The following is a 19285-nucleotide window of genomic DNA, read 5'->3' on the forward strand; positions in this document are numbered from 1 at the left end:
CCCGGTACTACCGTCGTCCCATGCCGACGACCACCGCCCAGCTCTCCCCCGCCGCGCTCGACTTCGTCACCGAGCGTCACCTGGCCACCCTGACCACCCTGCGCGCCGACGGCACTCCGCACGTGGTGGCGGTGGGCTTCACCTGGGACGCCGAGAGCGGGATCGCGCGGGTCATCACCGACGGCGCCTCGGTGAAGGCACGCAATGCCGCGCGCGGCGGGTACGCGGCGGTCAGCCAGGTCGAGGGCGCGCGATGGCTGACGCTGGAAGGGCCCGCGACGGTGCTGGACGCCCCGGCGGACGTCGCCGAGGCCGTGCGCCGCTACACCGCGCGCTACCGGGTGCCGCGGGAGAACCCGACGCGCGTGGTCGTGGCGATCCAGGTGCGCCGGGTGCTCTCGTCGAGCACGCTGAAATAGGCCGCGGCCGAACGGTTCACAGTGCGGTGAGGCCGTGCGGGCGCTGGTTCATCGACTCCACGCCGTCCTCGGTGACGACCACGATGTCCTCGATGCGCGCGCCCCAGCGGCCCCGGAAGTAGATGCCCGGTTCGATGCTGAAGGCCATGCCCGGCTCGAGCACCAGGTCGTTGCCGGCGACGATGTAGGGCTCCTCGTGCACCGACAGGCCGATGCCGTGGCCGGTGCGGTGCACGAAGGCGTCACCCAGGCCCGCCTCGGCGAGCACGGTGCGGGCGGCGGCGTCGATGGATTCCGCGGTCACGCCCGGCCGCACCGCGGCCACCGCGGCCGCCTGGGCCTGCTCGAGCAGCGCCACCTGGTCGGCGACCTGCTTGTTCGGGGTGCCGAGCACGTAGGTGCGCGTCGAGTCGGAGTAGTAGCCGGGCTCGACGGGGCCGCCGATATCGATGACGACCACATCGTCTTTCTCGATCGTGCGATCGGAGACCTCGTGGTGCGGATCGGCGCCGTGCGGGCCGCTGCCCACGATGACGAAGGCGGCCTCGGTGTGTCCCTCCTCGATGATCGCGGCGGTGATGTCGGCGGCGACCTCGGCCTCGGTGCGGCCGGGCCGCAGGAATTCGCCCATCCGCGCGTGTACCCGGTCGATGGCGGCGCCCGCCCGGCGCAGGGCCTCGATCTCGGCCTCGTCCTTGATCATCCGCGACCGGCGCAGCACCGGGGTGGCCGAGGCGGGCAGCCCGGTGGTGGACTCGGCGAGCGGGATCAGGTGCAGCGCGGGCATGGCGTCGGCCACGGCGATGCGCGATCCGGCGTGCAGGGTCGAGTGCACCAGCTGATACGGATCGACACCGTCGACCCAGTCCAGCACCCGCAGGCCCAGTTCCCCGGCGGCGGAGCCCTCCAGCGAGGCCAGTTCGAGTTTCGGGATGACCACCGACGGCGTGGCCCCGTCGGAGGTGATGACCAGGCAGGTCAGCCGTTCGAAGGACTGGGCCCGGGAACCGATCAGATACTGCAGGTCGGGGCCCGGCGTGATGAGCAGGGCGTCCAGATGCGCCGCGCGCATCGATTCGACCGCCTGCTCCAGCCGCCTGCCGTAGACCTCCGCCGCGAACCTTGCCTCCGTGTGCGCGCTCATAGGACGCGACGTTACCCGCGCGAGGGCACCGCTCGCAGAATCGGTGACCGGATCGTGCCACGCGGTCCGGTCCGGGTCGCGACCGCACCCGCGCCCGTCCACGGGGCACAATCACCGGTGTGACCGTTGACGAGACCTCCCGCGGACCCCTGCTGATCCTCGACGGCGCCAGCCTCTGGTTCCGCGCCTACTACGCGATCCCCGACAAACTGCGTGCCGCCGACGGCCGCTCGGTGAACGCGCTGCGCGGCTTCACCGACATGGTCGCCTCGCTGATCACCAAGCACCGGCCCGGCAGACTCGTCGTCGGGCTGGACCTGGACTGGCGCCCGCCGTTCCGGGTGGAACTGGTGCCCTCCTACAAGGCGCACCGCCTCGACACCAGCGCAGACGCGGCGCCCGGCGCCGAGGAAGTGCCCGACACGCTCACCCCGCAGGTCGAGATGATCCTGGAGGTCCTCGCGGCCGCGGGCATCGCGACCGGCGGCGCCGAAGGTCTCGAGGCCGACGACGTGCTGGGCACGCTGGCCAGCCGCGAGCGCACCGATCCGGTGATCGTGGTCAGCGGCGACCGCGACTTGCTCCAGCTGGTACGCGACGACCCGGCCCCGCCGGTGCGCGTGCTCTACGCGGGCCGCGGCCTGGCCAAGGCCGAGCTGTTCGGGCCCGCGGAGGTGTCGGCGAAATACGGTGTGCCCGAACAGAACGCGGGCCCGGCCTACGCCGACATGGCCACCCTGCGCGGCGACGCCTCCGACGGCCTGCCCGGGGTGAGCGGGATCGGCGACAAGTCCGCCGCGCAGCTGATCTCGAAGTTCGGTTCCCTCGACGCGCTGCTCACCGCCGTCGACGACCCGGGCTCGGATCTGGCCAAGGGCGTACGCGCGAAACTGGTCGCCGCCCAGGACTATCTGAAGGTCGCCGCCCCGGTGGTCCAGGTGGTGCGCGACGCGGAGGTGATCCTGTCGCGCCCCGACACCCTGCCCGCCGGACCCGTCGACCGTGACGCGCTGCTGGCCCTGGCCGGCGCCTACAACGCCGAGAGCCCGGTGGCCCGGCTGATCACCGCGCTCGAGCTCTGAACGGGACCGGGCCGTCCACGCGTGCGTGGACGGCCCGGAAAGCGCGGTGCGACAGCCTAGTTCGGGCGGCCGACCTCGTAGGTACCGTCGTCCTTGGTGATCTTCACGGTGACCTGCTTGGCCTCCCCGCTGACCTTCAGGTCGCAGGTGAAGGTCGCGTCGACCTCGACGGCCTGACCCGACGGGCACGACACATCGGTGACGTCGGCGATGTCGTAGGACTCCTTGAGCACGCGCGCGACGCCGTCCTCGACGGCCGCGTTGTCGAGCTCGTCGGAGGACAGCAGCACCAGCAGCAGACCGATGACGGCGGCGACCACGAGGACACCGGCCACGATCAGGCCGATCAGCAGGCCCTTGCTCTTGCCACCGGACGGCGCCGGCTGCTGACCCCACTGCTGCTGCGGCGCGCCCTGCTGACCCCACTGCTGCTGGGGCTGCTGACCCCACTGCTGCTGGGCGTTGGCGGCCTGGGCGTTCCAGTCCTGCGGCGGCGGCTGGGTCTGACCCCACTGCTGCTGCGGGCCGGTCGGCTGCTGCGGCTGCTGCGGCTGTCCCCACTGCTGCTGCGGCGCGGGTTGCTGCGGCTGCTGGCCCCACTGCTGCTGGGGCTGCTGGGCGTTCGGGTCACCCCAGTGCTGGGTGGGCTGCGCCTGCTGTGGCTGCTGCGGCGGCTGGGCCGCACCACCCCAATGCTGCGTGGGACCGGCGCCACCGGCCCCCTGCTGACCCCCCCAGTGCTGGGTGGGATCGTTGCTTCCCTCCCCTGGGCCGTTCGGTCCGTACGGGCCGCTCATCCACTCGCCTCCACTCGCATCGTTGTACATACGGTAGCCCCCCGCGCCAGGCCAGCCGCATTCGCACGACTCCGCCATCACGGTCGGTACGTCAGGAAATCAAATCACAGCCGTCCGGATCACGCGGCGTCCACCGCGACGACACCCCGCCGGACCGCGCGCACCGCCTTGGCCGCGGTGGCCGCGATCTCCGGGTCGTCGGCGGTGTTGTGGATCTGGTCGAGCAGGTCGATCACCTGCCTGCACCAGCGCACGAAATCGCCGGCCGAGAGTGGATTGCCCTGGTCGCCGCTGGCCAGCAACGCCTCGGCCAATGCGTCTCCGCGGGCCCACTTGTAGACGCCGGTGACGAAGCCCAGATCCGGCTCGCGCGTCGGCGGGAGCTTGTGGCGGGCCTCGTCGGCGCGCAGCTGCGTCCACACCGCGATGGTGGCGCCGACCGCGCGCCGGATCGGCTCGGTGGGACCGGCGGCGGTCAGGTAGCCGTTCTCCGAACGGGACTCGTAGACCAGTGCCGACACCACCGCCGCCAGTTCGGCCGGGCCGAGCCCCCGCCACAGGCCCTGGCGCAGGCTCTCGGCGACCACGAGATCGCTCTCGGCGTAGATCCGGGCCAGGCGCCTGCCCTCGGTGGTCACCTCGCCGTGCGCCACGAATCCGCGTTCCTCGAGCAGGCCGACGATCCGGTCGAAGGTGCGCGCGAGCGAATTCGTCGTCGCGGCAACCTTCTGGCGCATCGTCTCGGTCTCCCTGGCGAGCCTGCTGTAGCGCTCGCCGATGCGGCTGAGCTGCTCGCGGTCGGGCTTGCTGTGCGCGGGATGCGAGCGCAGGCTGCGCCGCAGAGTGGACAGTTCGCGGTCCTCGCCGCCGCGGGTGTGGTCGTTGCGCCTGCGCCTGCCCGGTGCGGAGATGCCGGTGCTGCGCAGCGCCGAGGCCAGATCGCGGCGGATGCGCGCGGTGCGGTGGTCGACCCGGCGCGGCAGGCGCATGTGCCCGAGTGCTTCGGCCGGGACGGGGAAGTCGGCGGCCGACACCCGCCCGGCCCAGTGGTCCTCGGTGAGCACCAGCGGCCGCGGGTCGCCGGGGGTCTGATCCGGTTCCAGGATCACCGCCAGCCCGGCCCGCTTGCCCGAGGGGATGGCCACCACGTCACCGCGGCGCAGCTCGATGAGTGCCTTCACCGCGGCGCCGCGCCGGTCGGCCCGGCCCTGCTGCTGGATCTCGCGTTCGCGCTGCTTGATCCGCTCGCGCAGCGACAGGTACTCCATGAACCCGCCGTCGACCCCGCCGAGCTGGCTCTCCAGTTTGCGCAGCGCGCCCTGATTGCGTTCGATGCCGCGGACCAGGCCGACGACGGACCGGTCGGCCTGGAACTGGGCGAAGGACCGCTCCAGCAGGGCGCGGGCCTCCTGGGCGCCCATCCGGTCGATGAGGTTGATCGACATGTTGTAGCCGGGCCGGAACGAGCTGCGCAGCGGATAGGTGCGGGTGGAGGCCAGACCGGCGACCGCGCTGGTGTCGACCTCGGGCTGCCACAGCACCACCGCGTGCCCCTCGACATCGATGCCGCGCCTGCCCGCGCGCCCGGTGAGCTGGGTGTACTCGCCCGGGGTGAGCTCGGCGTGCGATTCCCCGTTGAACTTCACCAGCCGCTCGAGCACCACGGTGCGCGCGGGCATGTTGATGCCCAGCGCGAGCGTCTCGGTGGCGAACACCGCGCGCACCAGACCCTGCACGAACAGTTCCTCGACGGTGTGCCGGAAGGCGGGCAGCATGCCGGCGTGGTGGGCGGCCAGTCCGCGGTGCAGCGCCTCGCGCCACTCCCAGTAGCCGAGCACCTCGAGGTCGCCCTTGGGCAGGTCGCCGGTGTGCTTCTCGATGATCGCGTCGACGCGCTCGGCGTCGCCGGGCCTGCTCAGGTCCAGCCGGGCGCGCAGGCACTGGGCCAGCGCGCCGTCGCAGCCCGCGCGGCTGAAGATGAAGGTGATCGCGGGCAGCAGCCCTTCCTCGTCGAGCCGGGCCAGCACCTCCGGGCGCGGCAGCGGCCGGAAACCACCCCGGCCCCCACGCCCGCGGGGCCCGCCGTAGCCCTGCATCCGGTCGGCGGCCTCGCGCTGCTTGATGAAGCGCACCAGGTCCTCGTCGACGAGGACCTTCTGATCGCTGGACTTGGTGTCGAACAGGTCGAACATGCGCCGCCCGACCATGACGTGCTGCCACAGCGGCACCGGCCGGGTCTCGTCGACCACCACGGCGGTGTCACCGCGCACGGTCTCCATCCAGGCGCCGAACTCCTCGGCATTGGACACCGTCGCCGACAGGCTGACCAGCCGCACGTCCGGCGGCAGGTGCAGGATCACTTCCTCCCACACCGCGCCGCGGAACCGGTCGGCCAGGTAGTGCACCTCGTCCATGACGACATAGGACAGCCCGTGCAGCGCGTCGGAGGAGGCGTAGAGCATGTTGCGCAGCACCTCGGTGGTCATCACGACCACCGGGGCGTCGGGGTTGATCGACTGGTCGCCGGTGAGCAGGCCCACGCTGTCGCGGCCGTGGCGGGCGGTCAGATCGGCGAACTTCTGGTTCGACAGCGCCTTGATCGGGGTGGTGTAGAAGCATTTGCCGCCGGTGGCCAGCGCCATGTGCACCGCGAACTCGCCGACGATGGTCTTGCCCGCACCGGTCGGGGCGCAGACGAGCACACTGTGCCCGTCTTCCAGCGCCGCGCACGCGGCCCGCTGGAACGGGTCCAGTTCGAAGGAGATTTCGCTGGCGAACAGCGCCAACTCGTTGGCCCGCGCGGGAGAATCGGTCACCCGTCAGAGCGTATCGGAGTAGTCCGACACCGGGCGCGGGGTTTTCTGCGGGTCGTCCACCGACTGCGCGGGCGCCACCGGGTCGGGGGTGCCCAGCGGCGAGGCCTCCTCGTCGGAGAGGGTGCCCCACTCCTCGCTGCCCGCCCGGCGGGCCCGGCGCGCGTCGTTGATCCGGGCGAACTGCACCGCGAACTCGAACAGCACGGTCAGCGCGATCGCCAGCGCCAGCATGGAGAACGGGTCCTGCGGGGTGACGATCGCCGCGAAGACGAACAGGCCGAAGATGATGCCGCGCCGCCACGCCTTGAGCTTGGTGTAGGGCAGCACGCCGACCAGGTTGAGCCCGATGATCACCAGTGGTGTCTCGAAGCTGACGCCGAAGATGATCAGCAGCTGGATGATCAGCCCGAAGTACTCGCTACCGCTCAGGGCGGTGATCTGGACGTTGTCACCGATGGTCAGCAGGAACGACAGGGCGTGCGAGACGATCAGGTAGGCCAGCACCGCGCCGGCGGCGAACAGCACTGTGCCCGAGAGCACGAAGCCCACCGCGTACTTGCGTTCCTTGGCGTGCAGGCCCGGGGTGATGAACGCCCACAGCTGGTACAGCCAGAACGGTGCCGCCAGCACCACACCGGCGGTGAAGCCCACCTTCAGGCGCAGCATGAACTGCTCGAACGGCGCGGTGGCCAGCAGGCGGCAGGCGCCGTCGGGGCTCAGGCTCGCGCGCGCCGATTCCGGCAGCGCGCAGTACGGGCCGCGCAGGATCTCGCCCAGGCTCTCGATGCCGAGGAAGGAGTGCGCGTACCAGAAGAAGCCGATCAGGGTCGTGACCGCGATGGCGGCCAGGGCCAGCAGCAGCCGGGTGCGCAGTTCCTGCAGGTGCTCGACCAACGACATGGTGCCGTCGGGATTCGTCCTGCGCTTGCTGCGCCGGGGATCGAACGGAATGCGCATGGTGGGTGGTGGCCTCTAACCCTCGACGTCGGGATGCTCGCGAAACAGCACTCAACCCCGGAGCGGTCGGTGCCACCCCGGGGAGAACGCCGAGGTCAGAGCGTCTTGTGGCCCTGCTGCTGGTCGACGATCGGTGCCTGTGCCTGCGGCGCCGACGCGGGCAGCTGCTGCGGCGCGGCCGGGGTGGCGGCCTGCGGGGCCGGGGTGGTCGACTCCGACTGCATCTGCCCGACCTCGCTCTTGAAGATGCGCAGCGAGCGGCCGAGTCCCCGCGCCGCGTCCGGAAGCCGCTTCGCGCCGAAGAGCAGGACGAACAGCAACGCGATGATCAGCAGGTGCGTCCAGCTGAACGTGCCCATTATCAGTTACCTCCAAAGACTGTGGTGAGTACCGATGCTACCCGCGTCGGGTGACGGGCGACCGCCTGGCCGCAGCGATGTTCGCCACGAGTTCAACCGCGGGTGCCCGCGACGGCACCGGTCAGCTCGGCCAGCAGACGGGCCCCACCGTAGCGCCGGGCGTCGCCGGATTCGGCCATCCGGATCAGCTCGGTGAGCCGCCGGTTCACCGGGGTCGGTCGGCCGACCATCTCGCCGAGCCGCACGATTTCCCCGCACAGCCATGCGATTTCGGTGCGCCTGCCCAGGGCGAGGTCGTCGGCCATGGACGAGCGGGCCAGGGGGTCGATGGCCAGCACCCGGCCGAAGACCCGCCGGAAGATCGGGTCGGGCACGCGCAGCAGACGCACCATCACTTCGGGCGGCACCGGGGTCAGCCGGGCGGGCCGAATTCGCGCGGTGTTCATCACCGCGAGCGCTTCGGACTGGGCCAGCGCGAGGCAGCGCCGGTAGTCGCGCTCGCCGAGTTCCTCGCGCAGCGGCTTGCCCGACAGCGCGTTGATCGGGTTGTTGAGATTGAGCAGCAGCTTGGCCCACTGCACCGGGCGCAGGTCGCGGTAGCGGCGCAGCGGCACGCCCGCGGCGCGGAACTGGTCGGCGAACCGGTCGACCACCGGGTCGTCCTGGATGGCGACGATGCCGTCGCTCGCGCGGTGGAACCGGCCCTGTTCGCGGTGGACCACGTTGAACATGACCATGCCCGCCATCACCAGGCTGGTGGGCAGGATCTCGCGGATGAGGGTGTCGTTGCCGATGCCGTTCTGCAGGCTCACCACCGGGGTGCCGGGGCGCAGCCGTCCGGCGACCGCGCGCACCGCGGCGGCGGTGGCCGCGGATTTCACGGTGACCAGCACCAGGTCGGCCTTCTCCGGCTCGTCGGGGGCCAGCGCCAGCCCGAAGCGGTCCGGGGCGACCTCGGTGCTGCCGCCGTCGAGGTCGGTCAGGCGCAGCCCGTGTTCGGCGATGTCGTCGAGCACGCGCTGACGGCCGACGAAGATCACTTCCATGCCCGCGGCGGCCAGGTGACCGCCGATGTAGACCCCGACGCTGCCCGCGCCGAGGACGAGTACTCGCTGGTTCACGCCGGTTCGGTCTCCCCTGACAGACCCGCCGCCGCGTAGGCGGCCAGGGCGGCGTCGGCGCGCTCGCGCACCGCCGCGACCAGCTCCGGTGGACCGAGTACCCGCACGCCGGTCCCGAAGCCCAGGAGTAATCGCGCCATCCAGTCGGCCGAGGCGAAGCGCATGCCCGCCTCGATGCTGCCGTCGGGGCGCGACTCGATGCGGTGCATCGGGTACTGGTCGAGGACCCAGGCGTAGTCGGCGCGGATGCGCAGGCGGGCCAGCGGCACGTCGGGGTCGTCCTGGAACAGGTCGAGGGCGGCCGCGTCGGCGGCGGCGTGGCTGGGCGGGCGGGCGGGTTCGTCGAGTTCGGTGGCGTCCTCGATGCGGTCGAAGCGGAACAGCCGCACGCCCTCGGCCTGCCTGCACCAGGCCTGCAGATAGCTGTTGTTGTCGACGAGCACCACCCGGATCGGGTCGACGAGGCGTTCGGAGACCTCGTCGCGGCTGGCCGAGTAGTAGACCAGCCGCAGTGCGTGTCCGTCGGCGAGGGCGGAGCGCACGGTCGCCACCACCGGCTCTTCGATCGGGGCGGCGGCCGGTTTGCCCGCCACCGCGGCGTCGCTGCTGGCGATGGCCGATTCGATCTTGGCGATGGCGGCGTGCGCGGCGGTCGGGTCGACCATGCCCGGCATCTCCACGATCGAGCGCAGCGCGACCAGCAGCGCGGTGGCCTCGGTGGAGGTGAGCCGCAGCGGGCGTTCGATGCCCGCGGAGAAGGTGACCTCGATGCTCTCCTCGGAGAACGACAGGTCGATCAGGTCGCCGGGCCCGTAGCCGGGCAGTCCGCACATCCACAGCTGGTTGAGGTCGCTCATCAGCTGTTTGGTGGTCACGCCGAGTTCGGCGGCGGCCTCGGCCGCACTGATCCCCGGGTGCGCCAGCAGGTAGGGCACCATGTTCAGCAGGCGTGAAAGGCGTAGGGACAGGCGCGAACTCACGACGTCACCTCCGTGTGGTCGAGTACCGACCGTAGCCGGTCCATCACGTCGGCGCGCAGTTCCGGCGGTTCCAGGACCAGAACGTCGGGGCCGAGGCCGGTGATCAGCCGGGCGACCCAGTCGCGCGAGCGCACCGGGACCTCGAGCACCGTGCCCGGGCGGCCGCCCAGGTCGCGGGTCTCGCGTTCGGTGCCGATGCGGCGCAGTTCGCGGCCGCGCCCCTTGGCGACCCACACCGTCGCGGTCCCGGTGACGGGCGCGTCCCCGGTGACCCGGTCGACGATCGCGCGCAGATCGGTGTGCTCGGGTTTGCGCACGACATTGTCCGGACCGTACGGCGTCACCTCGCCGCCGATGCGGGAGAGCCGGAAGGTGCGCACCGCGTCGCGTTCGCGGTCGTGGCCGACCAGGTACCAGCGCCCGTGCCGGGTCACCACACCCCACGGCTCGACATCGCGGGTGACGAACGGATCGGTGACGGCGCTGTGGTGCCCGAAGCGCACAGCCCGCCCGGCGTCGATGGCGGCGAGCAGTGCGCGCAGCACCGGTTCCGAGCCGCGGGTGCGCGCGGGCACCGCGGGCACGGAGACGCCGACATTGTCGGTCTCCACGGTGACCCCGGCCGCGCGTAGCTTGAGCAGCGCGCCCTCGGCCGCGCCCGCCAGCTCGGGCGAGGCCCACATCTGCACGGCGACGGCGACCGCGGCGGCCTCCTCGCTGGACAGGTCGATGTCGGGCAGCTCGTAGGCGTCCCGGTTGATCCGGTACCCCTCGAGCGTCGAGAACCGCCCGACCGGACCGACTTCCAGCGGAATGCCCAGGTCGCGCAGTTCGTTCTTGTCGCGCTCGAACATCCGGCTGAACGCCTCGTCGGTCGCGGAGTCCTCGTAACCGGCCACGCTGGCGCGGATGCGCTCCGCGCTCAGGAACTGCCGGGTCGACAGCAGCGCGATGACCAGATTCATCAGCCGCTCGACCTTGGATATCGCCACGCGATAGAGGGTAATGGTCGTGCCCGCGCGGCGGCGCGTCGGCGCACAGTTGTGCACCGACGCCGCCGCGGCTCAGCGCAGAAAGCGGGCGATGGCGTCGGCCACACAGGCGGGCCGCTCGGCGCCCTCGAGTTCGACGGTCACCCGCCGGTGCGCCTGGACGCCGCCGGGCACGTCGGTGACCTCGGTCAGGGTGAGCCGCCCGCGGATCCGCGAGCCGACCGGGACCGGGGTGAGGAACCGCACCCGGTCCAGGCCGTAGTTGATCGCCGCGCTCGCCGCGCTGACGGTCATGATCTGCTGGGTGATCGGCACGATCAGCGACAGCGTGAGAAATCCGTGCGCGATGGTGGTGCCGTACGGGCCCGCGGCGGCCCGCTCGGGGTCGACGTGGATCCACTGGTGGTCGCCGGTGGCCTCGGCGAAGCGGTCGATCCGGTCCTGGTCGATCGTGATCCAGTCGCTGGGCCCGAGTTCGGTGCCCGCGGCGGCGCGCAGGGCGTCGAAATCGGCGAAGTCCGTGGTCATTCCGTTCCTCCGAAACGTCGGCGCAGGGCGCGCTTGAGAACTTTGTGGGTGGGGCCGAGCGGCAGCTCGGTGACGAACTCGACGCGGCGCGGGTACTTGTACCGGGCGACCTGCTGCCTGCCGAACTCGATCACCTCCTGCCCGGTGAGGTCACCGTCGGGCACGACGACGGCCACGATCTCCTCACCGTAGTGTTCGTCGGGCACCCCGATCACCGCGACCTGCGCGATCCGGGGATGCCGCAGCAGCGCGGCCTCCACCTCGGTCGGATAGACGTTGAAGCCGCCGCGCAGGATCATCTCCTTGATCCGGTCGACGATCCGGATGCGGCCGGTCGCGTCGCGGGTGCCCAGGTCGCCGGTGCGGAACCAGCCGTCCACCACGGCCGCGGCGGTCGCCTCCGGCCTGCCGGTGTAGCCGCTGAACACGTTGTGCCCGCGCACCACCACCTCACCGGTCTCCCCCACCGGCAGCAGCACGATCCGGTCGGCGATCGCGGGATCGGCGATCTCCACGTCGACGCCCCACACCGGGTGCCCGACGGTGCCGGGTTCGGTGCCGTGGATCGGCTGGTTGACCGCCGCGGTCGGCGAGGTCTCCGACAGGCCGTAGCCCTCGAGCACCTGCGCGCCGAAGACGCGCTCGAAGTCGGTCAGCACGCTGACGGGCAGGGCGGCGCCACCGCTGATACACAACCGCAGCGGTGGCAGCTCCGGCGCGTCGCCCGCCGCGCCCAGCAGCGCCGAGTACATGGTCGGCACGCCGTGGAACAGGGTGACCCGCTCGGCGGCCATCAGCGTGATGGCCGCGGCGGCGTCGAATCTCGGCTGCAGGACGAGCGTGGCGCCGATGCGCCAGTGCGAGTTCATCGACACCGTCTGTCCGAAGACGTGGAACAGCGGCAGCGCGCCGAGGGCGATGTCGTCGCGGTGGATCTCGTTGGCGTCGAAGGTGTTCACCGTCGCGCACATCACCATGTTGAGGTGGCTGAGCTCGGCGCCCTTGGGCGTTCCGGTGGTCCCGCTGGTGTAGAACACGACCGCGGTGTCGAGCGGGCCGCGCGAGACGAATGCCGCGATCGCCTCGCCGGTGAGCTCCGTGGGCGCCACGAGGTCGATGCCCGCCGCCTCGGCCGCGGCGGCGCCGGTCTCGGCCACCATCGGATGACAGATCAGCAGCGTCGCCCCGCTGTCGCGCAGCACGTACTCCATCTCGGGCGCGGTGAGCAGCAGGTGCACCGGGACCACCGTCGCGCCCGCGGCGAGGACGGCGAAGTAGGCGCGGGGGAAGTCGGCGGTGTTCGGGCACAGCAGCGCCACCCGGTCACCGGGGCGGACCCCGCGCGCGATGAGGGCACCGGCCTGTTCGCGCGCCTGCCGCCACAGGTCGGCGAAGGTGATGCGGTGCTCGCCTTCGATCAGCGCGAGGTGGTCGGGGCGGCGGCGGGCGGGTTCGGCGAGGATGCTCGCCAGGGAGAGGGTGGCGTTCACAGGCATTCCTTGTGTCAGGGGCGCTCGAGGTGCACGGCCGAGCCCTGGCCGACGCCCACACACAGGGTGACCACGGCGTGCCGCGCGTCGCGCTCGGCGAGTTCGCGGGCGGCGGTGAGAGCCAGGCGCGCACCGCTGGCCCCGAGGGGATGGCCCAGGGCGATCGCGCCGCCGTTGGGGTTGACGTGCTCGGCGTCGTCGGGCAGTCCCAGCCCGCGCAGCACGGCCAGGGACTGGGCGGCGAAGGCCTCGTTGAGTTCGATGATGTCGATGTCACCGATCGCCAGACCGGTTCGCGCGAGCAGTTTTTCGACGGCGGGCACCGGGCCGATCCCCATGGTCCTTGGCGGCACACCCGCGGCGGCCGCCGCGCCGACCCGGGCCAAGGGAGTGAGCCCGTAGCGGCGCACCGCGTCCTCGGAAGCCAGCAGCAGTGCGGCGGCGCCGTCGTTGACGCCCGAGGAGTTCCCGGCGGTGATCGACCCGCCTTCCACCACCGGGCGCAGGGCGGCGAGCGCGTCGAGGCTGGTCTCGCGCGGATGTTCGTCCCGGTCGACCAGCACCGGTTCGGCCCGGCGCCGCGGCACCGGCACCGGGGTGATCTCCCCGGCCAGGCGGCCACGGGCCACGGCCGCCGCCGCGCGCTGCTGGGAGCGCAGCGCGAACGCGTCCTGGTCGGCGCGCGCGATGCCGTGGTCGTCGGCGACGTGCTGGGCCGTCTCGGGCATCGAGTCCGTGCCGTAGCGCTCCCGCATCCGCGGGTTCACCAGCCGCCACCCGATGGTGGTGTCGGCCAGCTGGGCCGAACGGTCCCACGGCGCACCGGTTTTCGCCATGACATACGGCGCCCGCGTCATCGACTCGACGCCGCCGGCGATCACCAGATCGGCGTCCCCGGCCCGGATCGCACGCGCCGCGTAGGCCACGGCGTCCAGGCCCGACGCGCACAGCCGGTTGACGGTCACACCCGGCACCGTCACCGGCAGCCCGGCCAGCAGCGCCGCCATCCGGGCGACATTGCGGTTGTCCTCCCCGGCCTGATTGGCACAGCCCAGCACCACATCGTCCACGGCGCCGAAGTCCACCGCGGGCTGCCGCTCGACGAGCGCGCGGATCGCGTGCGCGGCCAGGTCGTCGGGGCGCACCTCGGCCAGTGCGCCGCCGTAGCGGCCGAACGGCGTGCGCACGCCGTCGACCAGGTACGCCACGCCGGTCACAGGCCCATGTCCTTGGCGATGATCATCTTCATCACCTCGCTGGTGCCGCCGTAGATGCGGTTGACGCGGTTGTCGGCGTAGAGGCGGGCGACCGGGTACTCGGTGATGTAGCCGTAGCCGCCGTGCAGTTGCAGGCAGCGGTCGATCACGCGCGAGGCCACCTCGGTGCAGAACAGTTTCGCCGACGCGGCGTCGGCGGGGGTGAGTTCGCCGCGGTCGAGGGCTTCGAGCGCGCGGTCGACCACGGCCTCGGCGGCGTCGACCTCGGCGCGGCAGGCGGCCAGTTCGAACTTGGTGTTCTGGAACTGCGCCACCGGCTGACCGAAAACGGTGCGGCCCCGGGTGTATTCGAGGGCGAACCGGATCGCGGCCCTCGCCTGGGCGTAGGCGCCGACGGCGATGGAGAGCCGTTCCTGCGGCAGGTTCTGGCCCAGGTAGCGGAAGCCCTGGTCGGCCTCGCCGAGCAGATCGGCCACCGGCACCCGCACCTCGGTGAACGAGAGTTCGGCGGTGTCGGAGACCTTCAGGCCCAGCTTGTCGAGCTTGCGGCCGACGGTGTAGCCCGGGGAGCTGGTGTCGACCACGAACAGGGAGATCCCGTGGCGGCGGTCGGTCTCGGTCGGCGGGGCGGTGCGCGCGCAGACGATCACCCGGTCGGCGTGCACGCCGCCGGTGATGAACGTCTTGGCGCCGTTGAGCACGTAGTGGGTGCCGTCCTCGGACAGCTGCGCGGTGGTGCGCATCCCGGCCAGATCCGATCCGGTGCCCGGTTCGGTCATGGCGATGGCGAACATGATCTCGCCGGTGACGAAGCCCGGCAGCCAACGCTGCTTCTGTTCCTCGCTCGCGAGGTTCTTCAGGTAGGGCAGGCACAGCCCCACGTGCACGCTCGACCCACCGAAAGACACTCCGGCCCTGGCGGTCTCCTCGATGAGGATCGCCTGGAACTTGAACGAGTCGACCCCGGCGCCGCCGTACTCCTCGGGCACCTCGATACCGAACACCCCCAGCTCGGCCAGCGAGCGGTAGAAGGTGCGCGGGACGATGCCCGCCTCGTACCACTGGTCGTACACCGGCACGACCTGCGATTCGACGAAGGCCCGCACGGTCTTGCGGAACGCCTCGTGCTCATCGGTGAAAACTGTGCGCTGCATGCTGATCTCCTGCGATCTAGAGACGGCGTCCGCCGTCGACGTACACGGTCTGGCCGGTGACGAACCCCGCGTCGTCCGAGGCCAGGAACGCGACCACGTTCGCGATGTCCTCGGGTGTACCGACCCGCCGCAGCGGGGTGATCGCGGCGGTCTTCGCCTGGAGTTCCTCGGCACTCACGCCGATCCGGGCGGCCGTGGCCGCGGTCATCTCGGTGGCGATGAACCCGGGCGCGACCGCGTTGACGCGGATGCCGAACGGGCCCAGTTCCATGGCCAGCGTGCGGGTCAGGCCCTGGATGCCCGCCTTGGCGGCGGCGTAGTTGGCCTGTCCGCGATTGCCCAGCGCCGACACACTCGAGGTGTTGACGATGGCGCCGCCGCCGTGCTCGACCATGTGCTGCTGGGCGGCCTTGCTGCACAGGAACGCCCCGCGCAGGTGCACGGCCATGACGGTGTCCCAGTCCTCGACCGACATCTTGAACAGCAGGTTGTCGCGCAGCACGCCGGCGTTGTTCACCAGCACGTCCAGCGTGCCGAGATCGGCGACGGTGCGGGCCACCGCGTCGGCGACCGAGGTCTCGTCGGCGACATCGCAGCCGACGCCGATCGCGGTGCCGCCCGCGGCATTGATCTTCCCGGCGGTGAGCACGGCCGCGTCGGCGTCGAGGTCGACGACGGCGACGGCACAGCCGTCGGCGGCCAGCCGGGCCGCGGTCGCGGCGCCGATGCCGCGGGCGGCGCCGGTGACGAAGGCGGTTCTACGGGTCATTGTTCGTACTCCTGAGGTCAGACGATGGCGTTCACGCCGGTCAGGGCGCGGCCGATGAGCAGTTTCTGGATCTGGGTGGTGCCCTCGTAGAGGGTCAGCACGCGCGCGTCGCGCAGGTACTTGGCGACGGGGTACTCGTCGATGTAGCCGTAGCCACCGAACACCTGGATCGCATTGTTGGCAGCCTTGACCGCGGTCTCGGAGGCGAACAGCTTGGCCATCGACGCCGCGGTGCCGAACGGCTCGCCCCGGTCGACCAGATCGGCGGCGCGCCAGGCCAGCAGCCGCGCCGCCTCGGTCTCCACCGCGATGTCGGCGAGCAGCTCCTGCACCAGCTGATAGCCGGCGATGGGCTTGCCGAACTGCTCACGCTCCCCCGCGTAGCGCACCGCGGCCTCGAGACACGCGCGCGCCACCCCGACACACCCGGCCGCGACGCCCATCCGGCCCTTGTCCAGGGCGGCCATGGCGATCCGGAACCCCTCGCCCTGCGCACCGAGTCGCAGCGCGTCCGGCACCCGCACCTTGTCGAGGACGAGTTCGGCGGTGGCCTGGCCGCGCAGGCCGAGCTTGCCCTTGATCTCGGTGCGGCCGAAGCCGGGCGCGTCGGTCGGAACGAGGAAGGCGGTCACGCCCTTGGGCCCCGGCCCGCCGGTGCGCGCGAACACCAGCGCGACATCGGCCCAGGTGCCGTTGGTGATGAAGATCTTGGTGCCGTCGATGACCCAGTCGTCGCCGTCGCGGGTGGCGCGGGTGATCAGGCTCGCGGCGTCGGAGCCGGTGCCCGGCTCGGTGAGCGCGAAGCAACCCAGCTGCTCGCCCGCGCACAGCGGCGGCAGGTAGTGGCGCTTCTGTTCCTCGGTCCCGTAGGCGGCGATCGACTTGCCGACCAGGCCCAGCGACACCGACACGATGCCGCGCACCGCGCTGTCGCCCCGCCCGAGTTCCTCGAGCAGCACGCAGTAGGCCAGCGCGTCGCCACCGGAGCCGCCGTACTCCTCGTCGATCCCGATCCCGAGGAAGCCCAGCGCGCCGAGCTTGCCGACGATCGCCGGATCGACCGATTCGGCCCGGTCCCACTCGGTGGCGTACGGGACGACCTCCTTGTCCACCCAGGTGCGGGCGAGTTCGCGCAGATCGTGGTGGGCGGGGCTGAGTGCGAGATCCATCGGGGACGACTCCTGAACCGAACAGTGTTAGTTTTAACGGTGGCACCGTAACCTAACGCCGTTCGGTTACGCAAGAGCCAGGTCGGCGATCGGTGATAGCGTTCCGACCCGACCCCGGAGCAGACAAGGAGTGGCGCATGGCGAGGCCGCGCGTACCGCTGTTGAGCCGTGACCGCATCCGCGACACCGCCCTGACCCTGATCGACCGCGACGGCCTCGCCGAGGTCTCCATGCGCAAGCTCGCCGCCGAACTGGGCGTGCAGGCCGCCTCGCTCTACGGCCACTACCCGAACAAGGACGACCTGTTCGACGACATCGCGACGGGCATCATGAGCCACGTCGACACCTCGGCCTTCGACACCCTGCCCTGGCACGACGCCCTGGCCGCCTGGGCGCGCAGCTACCGCTCGGCGCTGGTCGCGCACCCGAATTTCGTGCCGTACCTCGCCGCGGGCCCCGGCAGGCGCGCGGAGAACCTGCGCGCGGCCGACGCCGTGCACGGCGGCCTGGTCGGCGCGGGCTGGCCACCGCGCTACGCGACCATGATCGGCGCGGCCACCCGCTACCTGGTGATGGGCTCGACGGTCGGCTCGTTCGCGAGCGGCTTCGCCGACGACGTGCAGGTCTACCGGGACCGCTACCCGCACCTCAATCAGGCACACCTGCTGCGCGCGATCGCCGACGAGATCGACGACGACAGCTTCGAGCTGGCGCTCACCTCGTTCATCGCCGGACTGCGCGGCACCTACGCGAGCGTGGCCGTCACCGGCTGACGGGCCGGTCCGGACACACGACGGGACCGGCGGCGCCTACGCATCGCTCCCTTGCGCCACCGGTCCCGTCGACATCCCCCCGTCTCGGGGGTTCGCCTACATCGAGGCGATCAGCCGGTCGACCCGCTCGTCGACCGACCGGAACGGATCCTTGCACAACACCGTGCGTTGCGCTTGATCGTTCAACTTCAGATGCACCCAGTCGACCGTGAAGTCCCGGCCCGCTTCCTGGGCGGCGGTGATGAAATCACCGCGCAGCTTGGCCCGGGTGGTCTGCGGCGGGGTCTCCACCGCGGCGTCGACGGCCTCGTCCTCGGTGATCCGCTTGGCCAGGCCCTTGCGCTGCAGCAGGTCGAACACGCCGCGACCACGCTTGATGTCGTGGTAGGCCAGGTCCAGCTGGGCGATCTTGGGATCGGACAGCTCCATGCTGTAGCGGTCCTGGTAGCGCTGGAACAGCTTGCGCTTGATCACCCAGTCGATCTCGGTGTCGACCTTGGCGAAGTCCTGCGCCTCGACCGCGTCGAGGGTGCGGCCCCACAGGTCCACCACCGCGTCGACCTGCGGATCGCGGTCACGATTGCGCAGGTGCTCGACGGCGCGGGCGTAGTACTCGCGCTGGATCTCGAGCGCGCTGGCCTGCCGGCCACCGGCCAGCCGGACCGGACGACGGCCGGTCAGATCGTGGCTCACCTCGCGGATCGCCCGGATCGGATTGTCGAGGGCGAAGTCGCGGAACGAGACGCCCGCCTCGATCATCTCCAGCACCAGCGAGGCGGTGCCCACCTTGAGCATCGTCGTCGGCTCGGCCATGTTGGAGTCGCCCACGATCACGTGCAGGCGCCGGTACTTCTCGGCGTCGGCGTGCGGCTCGTCGCGGGTGTTGATGATCGGGCGCGACCGGGTGGTCGCCGAGGAGACGCCCTCCCAGATGTGCTCGGCCCGCTGCGAGAGGCAGAACGTGGCCGCCTTGGGCGTCTGCAACACCTTGCCCGCACCGCAGATGAGCTGGCGGGTGACCAGGAACGGGAGCAACACGTCCGAGATCCGGGAGAACTCGCCGGCGCGCACCACGAGGAAGTTCTCGTGGCAGCCGTAGGAGTTGCCCGCGGAGTCGGTGTTGTTCTTGAACAGGTAGATGTCGCCGCCGATGCCTTCCTCGGCGAGACGCTGTTCGGCGTCTATGAGCAGGTCCTCCAGGACCCGCTCACCGGCCCGGTCGTGGGTGACCAGCTGCACCAGGCTGTCGCATTCCGCGGTCGCGTACTCCGGGTGTGATCCGACGTCGAGGTACAACCTGGCACCGTTGCGAAGGAAGACATTAGAGCTACGGCCCCAGGACACCACCCGGCGGAACAGGTACCGGGCTACCTCGTCGGGGGACAGCCGACGGTGACCGTGGAAGGTGCATGTCACACCGAACTCGGTCTCGATCCCCATGATTCGTCGCTGCACACCATCGACACTACAGCCATGAGCAGTGCCCGCGCGGCGCTCCGGACAACCCATCTGCATACG

The 19285-nt window shown here is 71.2% G+C and carries 18 protein-coding genes; 3 read left to right on the forward strand and 15 right to left on the reverse strand.

The genetic code is table 11. The annotated features are described in order from the left end of the window. The first annotated feature begins 20 nt into the window (after window positions 1-20). Window positions 21-419: a PPOX class F420-dependent oxidoreductase gene (locus ACWEMY_RS16680; RefSeq protein WP_452390731.1), complete on the forward strand. Its 399-nt coding sequence runs from the start codon at window positions 21-23 to the stop codon at window positions 417-419. A 16-nt stretch (window positions 420-435) separates the two neighbouring features. Here ACWEMY_RS16680 and ACWEMY_RS16685 read toward each other — a convergent pair whose 3' ends face one another. Next, a complete protein-coding gene (locus tag ACWEMY_RS16685; RefSeq protein WP_452390732.1) occupies window positions 436-1563 on the reverse strand; it encodes a M24 family metallopeptidase in 1128 nt (375 codons plus the stop codon). A gap of 119 nt (window positions 1564-1682) precedes the next feature. On the opposite strand from ACWEMY_RS16685, the gene ACWEMY_RS16690 reads away from it, so the two are divergent. Further along, the gene (locus ACWEMY_RS16690; RefSeq protein ID WP_452390733.1) at window positions 1683-2645 is read left to right on the forward strand and encodes a 5'-3' exonuclease; all 963 of its coding nucleotides are present in this window, start codon (window positions 1683-1685) and stop codon (window positions 2643-2645) included. Between the two features lie 56 nt (window positions 2646-2701). On the opposite strand, the gene ACWEMY_RS16695 is transcribed toward ACWEMY_RS16690, so the two are convergent. The 13 genes from ACWEMY_RS16695 to ACWEMY_RS16755 form a co-directional block, all read right to left on the reverse strand. Then, complete coding sequence (locus ACWEMY_RS16695; protein ID WP_375928206.1) at window positions 2702-3442, reverse strand: DUF4333 domain-containing protein; 741 nt, start codon at window positions 3440-3442, stop codon at window positions 2702-2704. A gap of 119 nt (window positions 3443-3561) precedes the next feature. Further along, a complete protein-coding gene (locus tag ACWEMY_RS16700) occupies window positions 3562-6258 on the reverse strand; it encodes a DEAD/DEAH box helicase (RefSeq protein WP_452390734.1) in 2697 nt (898 codons plus the stop codon). A 3-nt stretch (window positions 6259-6261) separates the two neighbouring features. Then, window positions 6262-7215, reverse strand: coding sequence for a twin-arginine translocase subunit TatC (tatC, locus tag ACWEMY_RS16705; RefSeq protein WP_452390735.1), 954 nt, complete (start codon window positions 7213-7215; stop codon window positions 6262-6264). 95 nt (window positions 7216-7310) lie between these two features. Further along, entirely contained in the window at window positions 7311-7574 is a 264-nt protein-coding gene (tatA, locus tag ACWEMY_RS16710; protein WP_375928212.1) for a Sec-independent protein translocase subunit TatA, read from the reverse strand. 92 nt (window positions 7575-7666) lie between these two features. Continuing rightward, complete coding sequence (locus tag ACWEMY_RS16715) at window positions 7667-8695, reverse strand: 2-dehydropantoate 2-reductase (RefSeq protein WP_452390736.1); 1029 nt, start codon at window positions 8693-8695, stop codon at window positions 7667-7669. Continuing rightward, on the reverse strand, window positions 8692-9675 hold the full coding sequence (locus ACWEMY_RS16720) for a helix-turn-helix transcriptional regulator (protein WP_375928216.1): 984 nt from the start codon (window positions 9673-9675) through the stop codon (window positions 8692-8694). Before ACWEMY_RS16720 ends, ACWEMY_RS16715 begins: the two co-directional genes overlap by 4 nt. Beyond that, entirely contained in the window at window positions 9672-10667 is a 996-nt protein-coding gene (locus ACWEMY_RS16725; protein ID WP_452390737.1) for a helix-turn-helix transcriptional regulator, read from the reverse strand. The genes ACWEMY_RS16720 and ACWEMY_RS16725 overlap by 4 nt, the downstream gene beginning before the upstream one ends. Before the next feature lie 72 nt (window positions 10668-10739). Next, window positions 10740-11195: a MaoC family dehydratase gene (locus ACWEMY_RS16730; protein WP_452390738.1), complete on the reverse strand. Its 456-nt coding sequence runs from the start codon at window positions 11193-11195 to the stop codon at window positions 10740-10742. Next, window positions 11192-12685, reverse strand: a complete 1494-nt coding sequence (locus ACWEMY_RS16735; RefSeq protein WP_452390739.1) for a long-chain-fatty-acid--CoA ligase — start codon at window positions 12683-12685, stop codon at window positions 11192-11194. The genes ACWEMY_RS16730 and ACWEMY_RS16735 overlap by 4 nt, the downstream gene beginning before the upstream one ends. 14 nt (window positions 12686-12699) lie before the next feature. After that, window positions 12700-13902, reverse strand: coding sequence for a 3-oxoadipyl-CoA thiolase (gene pcaF, locus ACWEMY_RS16740; RefSeq protein WP_452390740.1), 1203 nt, complete (start codon window positions 13900-13902; stop codon window positions 12700-12702). After that, window positions 13899-15056: an acyl-CoA dehydrogenase family protein gene (locus ACWEMY_RS16745; RefSeq protein ID WP_375928224.1), complete on the reverse strand. Its 1158-nt coding sequence runs from the start codon at window positions 15054-15056 to the stop codon at window positions 13899-13901. Before ACWEMY_RS16745 ends, pcaF begins: the two co-directional genes overlap by 4 nt. Before the next feature lie 16 nt (window positions 15057-15072). Continuing rightward, window positions 15073-15825, reverse strand: a complete 753-nt coding sequence (fabG, locus tag ACWEMY_RS16750) for a 3-oxoacyl-ACP reductase FabG (RefSeq protein ID WP_452390741.1) — start codon at window positions 15823-15825, stop codon at window positions 15073-15075. 17 nt (window positions 15826-15842) lie between these two features. After that, a complete protein-coding gene (locus ACWEMY_RS16755; protein ID WP_452390742.1) occupies window positions 15843-16994 on the reverse strand; it encodes an acyl-CoA dehydrogenase family protein in 1152 nt (383 codons plus the stop codon). Between the two features lie 137 nt (window positions 16995-17131). Here ACWEMY_RS16755 and ACWEMY_RS16760 point away from each other — a divergent pair, with 137 nt between their 5' ends. Next, window positions 17132-17767: a TetR/AcrR family transcriptional regulator gene (locus ACWEMY_RS16760; protein WP_452390743.1), complete on the forward strand. Its 636-nt coding sequence runs from the start codon at window positions 17132-17134 to the stop codon at window positions 17765-17767. Between the two features lie 96 nt (window positions 17768-17863). Here the strand turns inward: ACWEMY_RS16760 and pafA are convergent, their stop codons facing one another. Beyond that, window positions 17864-19222 (reverse strand): Pup--protein ligase, encoded by a 1359-nt coding sequence (pafA, locus tag ACWEMY_RS16765; protein ID WP_186817494.1) that lies wholly within the window; start codon window positions 19220-19222, stop codon window positions 17864-17866. Between the last annotated feature and the right edge of the window lie 63 nt (window positions 19223-19285).

Source organism: Nocardia sp. NPDC004415 (assembly GCF_053602435.1).

Coding starts and splice junctions, on each gene's coding strand:
- ACWEMY_RS16745 (WP_375928224.1), bottom strand. CDS start 15,056: ATGCAGCGCACAGTTTTCACCGATGAGCACGAGGCGTTCCGCAAGACC.
- ACWEMY_RS16730 (WP_452390738.1), bottom strand. CDS start 11,195: ATGACCACGGACTTCGCCGATTTCGACGCCCTGCGCGCCGCCGCGGGC.
- ACWEMY_RS16680 (WP_452390731.1), top strand. CDS start 21: ATGCCGACGACCACCGCCCAGCTCTCCCCCGCCGCGCTCGACTTCGTC.
- ACWEMY_RS16685 (WP_452390732.1), bottom strand. CDS start 1,563: ATGAGCGCGCACACGGAGGCAAGGTTCGCGGCGGAGGTCTACGGCAGG.
- ACWEMY_RS16755 (WP_452390742.1), bottom strand. CDS start 16,994: ATGGATCTCGCACTCAGCCCCGCCCACCACGATCTGCGCGAACTCGCC.
- fabG (WP_452390741.1), bottom strand. CDS start 15,825: ATGACCCGTAGAACCGCCTTCGTCACCGGCGCCGCCCGCGGCATCGGC.
- tatC (WP_452390735.1), bottom strand. CDS start 7,215: ATGCGCATTCCGTTCGATCCCCGGCGCAGCAAGCGCAGGACGAATCCC.
- tatA (WP_375928212.1), bottom strand. CDS start 7,574: ATGGGCACGTTCAGCTGGACGCACCTGCTGATCATCGCGTTGCTGTTC.
- ACWEMY_RS16695 (WP_375928206.1), bottom strand. CDS start 3,442: ATGAGCGGCCCGTACGGACCGAACGGCCCAGGGGAGGGAAGCAACGAT.
- ACWEMY_RS16760 (WP_452390743.1), top strand. CDS start 17,132: ATGGCGAGGCCGCGCGTACCGCTGTTGAGCCGTGACCGCATCCGCGAC.